Genomic DNA, 7257 nt, shown 5'->3' with positions numbered 1-7257 from the left:
CTCAGCGCCTGATTGTAGCTTTGCCAGTTGGTGGTCTTGTAGGTCGTCTTCGGAGGTCTGCTCATGCTGCCCAGCTAGCATGCCGGATTCACAACATGAATCCTCCCGGATTTGCGCAACAACGCCCATTCGTGGCACTATTTTTTGCGGTTCAGGATTGGCAGCGCGAATGTGACGCCGCTCTTTTTATGGTTCTGCCCGATGCCCATTATAGACCGGAAGAGGTTCGCAGCTTAGGGCCACACAAGGTCATTTCTATAACGCCACCCGCAATTGACCGCAGGATTCCCGCTCAGAAATCTGTATTCACTTTTCACCCTTATGGAGACCCGCATGGGCCATTCGTGCCGTTGGATATGCGCGATGAAATCGGAAACCAGATCACGACCAAGAATAATGAACTGACTCGGGGGTTTGCAAAGATCGTTATCCCGAAACGGCTGAAACGGCACTTGTTTCACAACCTATTGCAGGCGGGAATAGATCGTAGGAACCTCTTTCCCGGTTTGGACGGGGTGGGTGTAGACATAGCCGCCCGGATGCAGATCGGCATGTTGTCTTAAGCGATTGGGAAATCGGCGGCACGTTCCCGTGCCGCCTATAACCCGATCTGCGCGCGGCTAAACTGGCGTCGACCCCAAGTAAGACCGCAAGAGAATGTCGGCAAGGAATTCGTCGTCATTCTCAGCGGCGGCGCGCTTGATCCGTTCGAGCGCCTTCGGGAAGTTGGGATTGGAAATGAATTCGACCATGAGACGGTCAGCTTCCATTTGGCCGGGCGTTTTTTGCAGGTGCATTTGGGGGACTCCTCTGTTTGTCCGAATCAGAACTTATCGAGCATCCCGCGTGATAAATAGCTGAAATCGAACGTGATTTTCACGTCAGATGTGCATCTAGGGATCGACCCGAAACACCCGCGCGACGTTCGGGATCGAGAACGCGCCGAGGTATTTCAGCCTCATTCCGACAATCTCAGCGGCGGTTTCGAAGTTGACCCCAGACTCCATAAGCATCTGGGCAAGCGTCCTGGTGGCGCGCAATTCGGTCTTGGTAAGGGGGCGCATGGTGATGGTTCCTTTTCATGGGCTTCTGAAAAAAAGAGGACGGCAGGGGCCACGCCAACACCTGCCGTCCTGCAAGCCGGGTAAGGAACTGCGAGGAACCCCGGCTATCTGCGCGCCGGATGCGAGGGAGAACAGGAAACCCGCAGCGCGCAAATCTGAATGTCTGTCACATGGTGAACCGGGCGAGCGCACCCGCCCGATTCGATAGCGAACCATATGAACACCTCATGTCTAGCATAGTAGAATGTGGATTGCAACTTGCAAGAATCGGTGCTATGTATGGTCGCAAGTTGTAACGGAGTCGGCCCATGCGCCTTTCTGAAATCGCTGATCGGCTGGGAAACCTGGAAGGGCGGGAAGCTGACGAAATCCATATCCGCCTGCGCAACCCGCTGTTCAAAGGGCTGTTGCAGGGTGAAGCCGGGCACACGCGGAATTCACCCGCAGACTATCCCGCGCGGGAACTGATCCGGGCGCGCCTTCTCATGGCTATGTTCGATTGTGGCTTGTCCACCGCCGAACTGTCCGAAGTGAACTCCGAACTGAATACTCGGTTTGGCATTACCGACCCTTCCGGCGAGACAGTCGCGCGAACCGGGTTGGACCTCATCGCCGATGGCACCCTGTCCGGGCAAAGCTGGGTCATCATTCTGCGCTTCACCCGTGAGGCGGGGCAAAGGCGGCTTCATGCTGCGATCTATGAGGACAAAGTCGACGCCAAGCTGGGCAATCTGAGCGTGGGCCAACTGGTCTCGACGGGCCGAAGCGCGACGGAATTCGGCGGAACTCATCTGATGACTTCGGTTGTTCCCGCTTCCGATCTGATCCGCCCGCTTCTGGAGTCCTGACACATGGGCTTTCTCGATCTTTTCAAATCCAAGGCCGAACCGCTGAAGACCCGGCGCTTTGACGGCGCGGCAGGCGGGCGGCGCTGGTCATCTGCGCCTTCCTTCGGGCGCACCGGGCCGGAAACGCTGGCAGCATCTGCGCCGATCCGCAGCCGCGCCCGCTATTTCGTGGCGAACAACCCTTGGGCCTCGAATGGCGTTTCGGCGCTGGTTTCCGGGCTGGTTGGCTTTGGCATCAAACCGGCTTCCCAGCATCCCGACGCGGGCAACCGTGCCAGCATCGGCGCGGCGTTCGGCACATGGTCCAAGCGGGCCGACGCGGAAGGCAGGACCGATCTTTTCGGGATTCAGGCTGCGGCTGTCCGGGCGATGATTGTCGACGGGGAAGCCTTCCTGCACATGGAAACACGCGCCAATGGGCTGCGGTTGCGCCTTCTGCCCGCTGAAATGGTGGATGAAGCCGACACGCGCGACCTGCCGAACGGCGGCTATGTCGTGGCAGGGATCGAATTCAACGCGGCAGGGCAGCGCGTGGCCTATCACGTCCTGAAAGCCCGTCCGACCGAAGTATTCGCGTCCAGCTATGGCACGATCCGCGTTCCCGCCGAAGATATGTTGCACCTCATGCACCCGCTGGGGGCTGGGCAGGTTCGCGGCGTCTCTTGGCTTGCGCCGATCCTTCTGCGCCTGTCCGAACTCGATCAATTGGAAGATGCCTTGGCCGTTGGCGTGAAAACCGCAGCCATGTTTGCAGGCTTCCTTGTCGACCAGAACGGAACCGGGGAACCCTTCGATGCCAGCGACGAGTCGGGCATCCTGACCCGTGGCCTTGAACCGGGCGTCTTGCAGCGCCTGCCGTCCGGTTTCGACATTCGTTTCAGCACCCCGCAACAGGCGCAACAGACGGCTGAATTCGTCTCGCACCAAATCCGCGCGATTGCTGCGGGCTTGGGTGTTCCAGCGCATTTAGTGAGCGGCGATCTGCGGGAAGCGAATTATGGCAGCCTTCGCGCTGGCATGGTGGCATTCCGGCAGCGGCTGGAACAGGTGCAATTCGGCACCGTCATTCCGCAAATGTGCGCGCCGATCTGGGAACGCGCGGTTTCCGCGATGATCTTGCGCGGCGATCTGCCCGCAGCCGATTTTGAGGCAGCCGCGCCGCTTTGGCTGGCAGCCGAACACTACCCCCCGCCGATGCCGTGGATTGACCCGGCGAAGGACGTTGCGGCGATCCGCGATGCCCTTGATGGGGGCCTTATGTCCCGTCGCCAAGCCGTCGCGGAACGCGGCTATGACGTGGAATCCCTCGATTCCGAAATCGCCTCTGACCGGGAACGCGAAGCCCGGCTGGGCATCAACTTCAACCTCAGCGCCGCCACGCTCCAACCGCAGAAGGAAGCTGGCGACGAATGAGCGCAACCCCGAAACTCCAATGGCGCAAAGGCTGGTCCCGTGCCGTGTCGGTTGAATCCGATAGGCCGGTGACACTCGCCAAAGCCCCTTGGGAAAGCCCCAACCCCCGCGCCGCCACGCCCGAACCCCAGAAGGACTCTGACGGCGCATGAACCCCCTCGAAACGCGGGCCGCGACCATCGCACCCGCCACGCTGAACCGCGAAGCCGGAACGGTTGACGTGGTTCTATCAACGGGCGCGCCGGTCAAGCGCACGGGATATGTCGAACGCCTCGCAATCGACCCCGCAGCCGTGACCATCGCCCCCCGCTTGCCGGTTCTCGACTCGCACCGGCAAGCATCCATCCAAGACGTGAAGGGCCGCGTTGAAAATGTCCGGTTCGAAGCCGGGCAGATCGTGGCGACCCTTCGCATTTCTGACCCCGTTGCACTCGCTGCGATCGAGCGTGGCGACGTGACCGGAGTCAGCATCGGCTATCGCGTTTCCAAGTGGCAGGACTCTTCCGACGCCACCGGGCAGCGCGTCCGAACCGCTACCGCCTGGGAACTGGTGGAAGCCAGCCTAGTCGCAATTCCCGCAGACCCCCAAGCCCTTATCAGGAGTGCTACCTTGCCCCAAGACGTGACCACCGCGCCCGACGCGGCAACCCTCGAAACCCGCGCCGCGATCCGCGCCATTGCCACCACGGCTGGCCTGGACTCGGCATGGGCCGACTCCCAAATCGACAACGGCGCTGACGTGACCGCAGCCCGCAGCGCGGCTTTTGAAGCGATGGCGCAGCGTTCGGTGCAGCCGATCCGCACTGCCACCGTTGGCGCTTCCGGCGATGATCCGGCAGTGATCCAAGCCCGGCAGGTGGAAGCCCTTTCCGCCCGAATGCTGGGCAGCGCCCCGACCGACGCGGCGCGCCCCTTCATGCAGATGGGCCTTGCCGACTATGCCCGCGATGCGCTGACCCGCAGCGGCACCGTTGGCGTGGCGATGATGGGCCGGGAAGAACTGCTGCAACGTGCCATGCACACGGTTTCCGACTTCCCGGAACTGCTGACCGGCGCGGGCAACCGTGTTCTGGCCGATGCCTACAAGCGCGCCGAAAGCCCGCTGAAACAGCTTGCGCGCCAGCGCACCGCAGCCGACTTCCGCCCCATGTCGACCCTCAAGGTGGGCAACTTCACCAAACTGGAAAAGGTGACGGAGTCCGGCGAGATCAAGGCGCTTTCGACGGCGGAAGCCAAGGAAGGCTACAGCATCGAAACCTTCGGCGGCATTTTCAGCCTGTCGCGCAAGGCAATCGTCAATGACGATCTGAACGCCTTCGCGCGCTGGGGCGAAATGATGGGCCAGGCGGCGGCGGAAACCGAAGCCGGGCAGCTTCTGGCGCTTCTGACCGCGAACGCGGGCGCGGGCGTCACGATGGGCGACGGCAAGGCGCTGTTCCATGCCGATCATGGCAACCTTGCCGGAACCGGCGCGGCGCTGTCCGAAACGACCCTGAGCGCGGCACGTCAGGCGATGCGCACTCAGAAGATGATGGACGGCACGACCCCGGTGAACGTGGTTCCGCGCTTCCTTCTGGTCAGCCCGGCGCTGGAAACCGAAGCCGAAAAGCTGCTGACCTCGATCCAAGCCAACACCACGGCAGACGTGAACCCGTTCGGCGGCAAGCTGTCGCTGATCGTGGAACCGCGCCTGACCGGTAACGGCTGGTTCATCTTCGGCGACCCGTCCACCGCCCCCGTGCTGGAATATGCCTACCTGTCCAGCGCGCAAGGGCCGCAACTGTCCAGCCGCGACGGTTGGGAAGTGCTGGGCCGGGAATTCCGCGTCACGCTCGACTTCGGCGCTGGCGCGACGGATCACCGGGGCGCTTACCGGAACGCGGGCGCGTAATGGCAACGCTCTCGCAACTCCAAGAGTGGCGCGAACGCCTGATGGACGCCAAGTTTTCCGGCGTCCTGATGGTGCAGGACTCCAGCGGCGAGTCCATCCGCTACCGCAGCCATGCCGAACTGGCAGCCGCGCTTGCGTCTCTGGACGCGGAAATTCAGCGGATGGGCGGCAATCGCCCCTCTGCCTCGATCACCTTCAACACCTCGAAAGGTCTCTGAAATGGCAAAGAACTTCATTCAGCCCGGCGATACCGTCACCATTCCTGCCCCCGTGGCGGTGGCATCGGGCGGCGTGGTCATCGCTGGCAGCATCGCGGGCATCGCCCAAGGTGACGCGGCTTCCGGCGAACCCGTCGACGTGAAAACCTCTGGCGTCTGGCAACTGCCCAAGGTGGCAGCCGACAACGTGACCCTGGGCGCGCCGATCTACTGGGCCAGCGGCACCGGCCTTGCCACCATCACGGCTTCCGGCAACACGAAAATCGGCGTGGCGGTGGAAGCTGCGGCGGCGTCGACCGGCACCGTCAAAGTGCGGCTGAGCGGCGCGTTCTGACTTGACCGGGGCAGCGTCCATATCGGCTGATAGAATCGAACGCGCCTTGCTCAAGGTTGCGGCGATGCTGGAAGTCGACGCGGGCGTTGCCCCGGTATTCGAGCGGCTGGAAGCCGAACTGACTGAGGCGCGGGCGCGCGAAAGCGGCGAAACCGATGTGCTGCGGCGCGCGCGGGCGCTCTTGGCTCAGAGGGCCAAGCCTGCCAGCAAGTCGCGCACATGGGCCAGCGAAGCGCCAGCGCCGTAGCGTTCCCGGTCCAGCCGATGCCCGAACACATCCCTTCTGATGCGATCATCAATCCCCGCCGCAAGCATTCGATCCTCGAAACTGTGCCGCAAGGAATACATGCTATGCGCGGGCGTCTCCAACAGCCCCTTGCCCCTAAGATACTTGTTCACGGTCGCGCTCAGCGTGGCGCTGTCGCGGTATCGGGGGAAGCCCTCCCGGAACTCCTTGAACGCTTCCAGCGAAACCCCGGTCAGCGGGATCACGCGGCGGGCGTATTGGCTCTTGAGTTGCCGCCCTTCCGGCTCAATCGAAATGTGCGGAACGTCGCAATCCAGCCGGATCGTCTCAGCGGTCAGCGTGGCACCCTCAGAGGGGCGATAGCCGGTGTTGACCATGCCCAAGAGCAAGCCGCGCGCATCCGGGTTCAACCCGTCCAGCGCCCCCGGCGCAAGCAACTTGGTGCGAATCCAGTCTGTCGAAAACGGCGGGCGCGTCCGGGTTTCACCTTCCTTGAAGGACAATTCGCCCAAGGGCAGGTCCAGCCCAAGACGCTTCATCTTGTTCACGGTTTTCAGCACATCGCCCAAGTGAATCAAATCCTTGTTGGCGCTGTTGGCCGTGACCTCGCCCCCTTCGATCCGCTCAAGCCACATCTGCCGGAAATCAAGCATATCGTCGCGCGTGATGTTCTCGATTCCCTTGTCGCCTGCGACTGCCACGAAATTCTTCACTGCCTTGATGCGCGGATTCTTCCAGCGGCGAAGCTGATCCTCGCTCTTGCCGAAGGTCTTTTCTCGGGCAAGCGTCCAGTAGAGATCGAGCGCCTTGGAAATCGTCAACTGCGGTTCGGGAACGGTTCCCATGAGCGCGGCAACCTCTGCCTTGTCAGCTTGGGCAGGGACGGCTTCCACACGCTCTATCAGGGCTTCAGGGGGCAGCTTGGCGACCTTGCCCACGTCCAGATACCGGAAGCCCCGGACGCGCGCCAATTCCTGAGCGGCGGCGAAGCGCGCTTCTGCATCCTCAGTGTCACCCGCCAGCTTGGCTTCCCAAGCCTCGATCATCTGACTCCATGCCCGATCTGCCTTGCTCTTGGCGACGGACTCGGAGTCGGTGTGCAGGCTGATCCAGACTGTATCGCGCCCCTCAATATCGCGGTAGCGGGCGGGAACACGCTTGCGCAGATGGAACGTATCGCCGCGCCTGGTCACTCCGAGACTCCTGCCCATGCTTTCACACTCCCCGCTGTTGTGCGGCAGA

Annotated in this window: 9 protein-coding genes; 6 read left to right on the top strand and 3 right to left on the bottom strand. The window is 62.2% G+C overall.

Translation table 11 applies throughout. The features are described from left to right. Window positions 1-563: hypothetical protein (locus tag AB7U46_RS14015; protein ID WP_428337597.1), on the top strand; the 563-nt coding region annotated here is incomplete at its 5' end. 57 nt (window positions 564-620) lie between these two features. Here the strand turns inward: AB7U46_RS14015 and AB7U46_RS14010 are convergent. Together AB7U46_RS14010 and AB7U46_RS14005 are read right to left on the bottom strand one after the other, a co-directional pair. After that, window positions 621-797, bottom strand: coding sequence for a hypothetical protein (locus AB7U46_RS14010; protein ID WP_428337596.1), 177 nt, complete (start codon window positions 795-797; stop codon window positions 621-623). 96 nt (window positions 798-893) lie between these two features. Then, window positions 894-1064 (bottom strand): hypothetical protein, encoded by a 171-nt coding sequence (locus AB7U46_RS14005; RefSeq protein WP_164681884.1) that lies wholly within the window; start codon window positions 1062-1064, stop codon window positions 894-896. A 308-nt stretch (window positions 1065-1372) separates the two neighbouring features. On the opposite strand from AB7U46_RS14005, the gene AB7U46_RS14000 reads away from it, so the two are divergent. The 5 genes from AB7U46_RS14000 to AB7U46_RS13980 all read left to right on the top strand — a co-directional run bounded on the left by AB7U46_RS14000 (window position 1373) and on the right by AB7U46_RS13980 (window position 5768). Further along, complete coding sequence (locus AB7U46_RS14000; RefSeq protein WP_428337595.1) at window positions 1373-1912, top strand: hypothetical protein; 540 nt, start codon at window positions 1373-1375, stop codon at window positions 1910-1912. Window positions 1913-1915: 3 nt separating this feature from the next. Further along, window positions 1916-3325, top strand: a complete 1410-nt coding sequence (locus AB7U46_RS13995) for a phage portal protein (RefSeq protein ID WP_428337594.1) — start codon at window positions 1916-1918, stop codon at window positions 3323-3325. Window positions 3326-3473: 148 nt separating this feature from the next. Further along, complete coding sequence (locus AB7U46_RS13990) at window positions 3474-5216, top strand: prohead protease/major capsid protein fusion protein (RefSeq protein ID WP_428337593.1); 1743 nt, start codon at window positions 3474-3476, stop codon at window positions 5214-5216. Next, window positions 5216-5434, top strand: a complete 219-nt coding sequence (locus tag AB7U46_RS13985) for a phage head-tail joining protein (protein WP_428337592.1) — start codon at window positions 5216-5218, stop codon at window positions 5432-5434. Before AB7U46_RS13990 ends, AB7U46_RS13985 begins: the two co-directional genes overlap by 1 nt. A gap of 1 nt (window position 5435) precedes the next feature. Then, window positions 5436-5768: a DUF2190 family protein gene (locus AB7U46_RS13980; RefSeq protein WP_428337591.1), complete on the top strand. Its 333-nt coding sequence runs from the start codon at window positions 5436-5438 to the stop codon at window positions 5766-5768. A gap of 186 nt (window positions 5769-5954) precedes the next feature. Here the strand turns inward: AB7U46_RS13980 and AB7U46_RS13975 are convergent, their stop codons facing one another. Then, window positions 5955-7226, bottom strand: coding sequence for a DUF6538 domain-containing protein (locus tag AB7U46_RS13975; protein ID WP_428337590.1), 1272 nt, complete (start codon window positions 7224-7226; stop codon window positions 5955-5957). Between the last annotated feature and the right edge of the window lie 31 nt (window positions 7227-7257).

The sequence above is a fragment of the Paenirhodobacter sp. genome (assembly GCF_050177655.1).
Taxonomy (GTDB): domain Bacteria; phylum Pseudomonadota; class Alphaproteobacteria; order Rhodobacterales; family Rhodobacteraceae; genus Rhodobacter.
The sequence above is the reverse complement of the archived record's forward strand: the minus strand, read 5'-3'. Positions and strand labels throughout refer to the sequence as shown.

What these genes read in the sequence shown, in the direction of transcription:
- AB7U46_RS13995 (WP_428337594.1), top strand. Translation starts at nt 1,916, where the DNA reads ATGGGCTTTCTCGATCTTTTCAAATCCAAGGCCGAACCGCTGAAGACC.
- AB7U46_RS14005 (WP_164681884.1), bottom strand. Translation starts at nt 1,064, where the DNA reads ATGCGCCCCCTTACCAAGACCGAATTGCGCGCCACCAGGACGCTTGCC.
- AB7U46_RS13975 (WP_428337590.1), bottom strand. Translation starts at nt 7,226, where the DNA reads ATGGGCAGGAGTCTCGGAGTGACCAGGCGCGGCGATACGTTCCATCTG.
- AB7U46_RS14000 (WP_428337595.1), top strand. Translation starts at nt 1,373, where the DNA reads ATGCGCCTTTCTGAAATCGCTGATCGGCTGGGAAACCTGGAAGGGCGG.
- AB7U46_RS13980 (WP_428337591.1), top strand. Translation starts at nt 5,436, where the DNA reads ATGGCAAAGAACTTCATTCAGCCCGGCGATACCGTCACCATTCCTGCC.
- AB7U46_RS13990 (WP_428337593.1), top strand. Translation starts at nt 3,474, where the DNA reads ATGAACCCCCTCGAAACGCGGGCCGCGACCATCGCACCCGCCACGCTG.
- AB7U46_RS14010 (WP_428337596.1), bottom strand. Translation starts at nt 797, where the DNA reads ATGCACCTGCAAAAAACGCCCGGCCAAATGGAAGCTGACCGTCTCATG.
- AB7U46_RS13985 (WP_428337592.1), top strand. Translation starts at nt 5,216, where the DNA reads ATGGCAACGCTCTCGCAACTCCAAGAGTGGCGCGAACGCCTGATGGAC.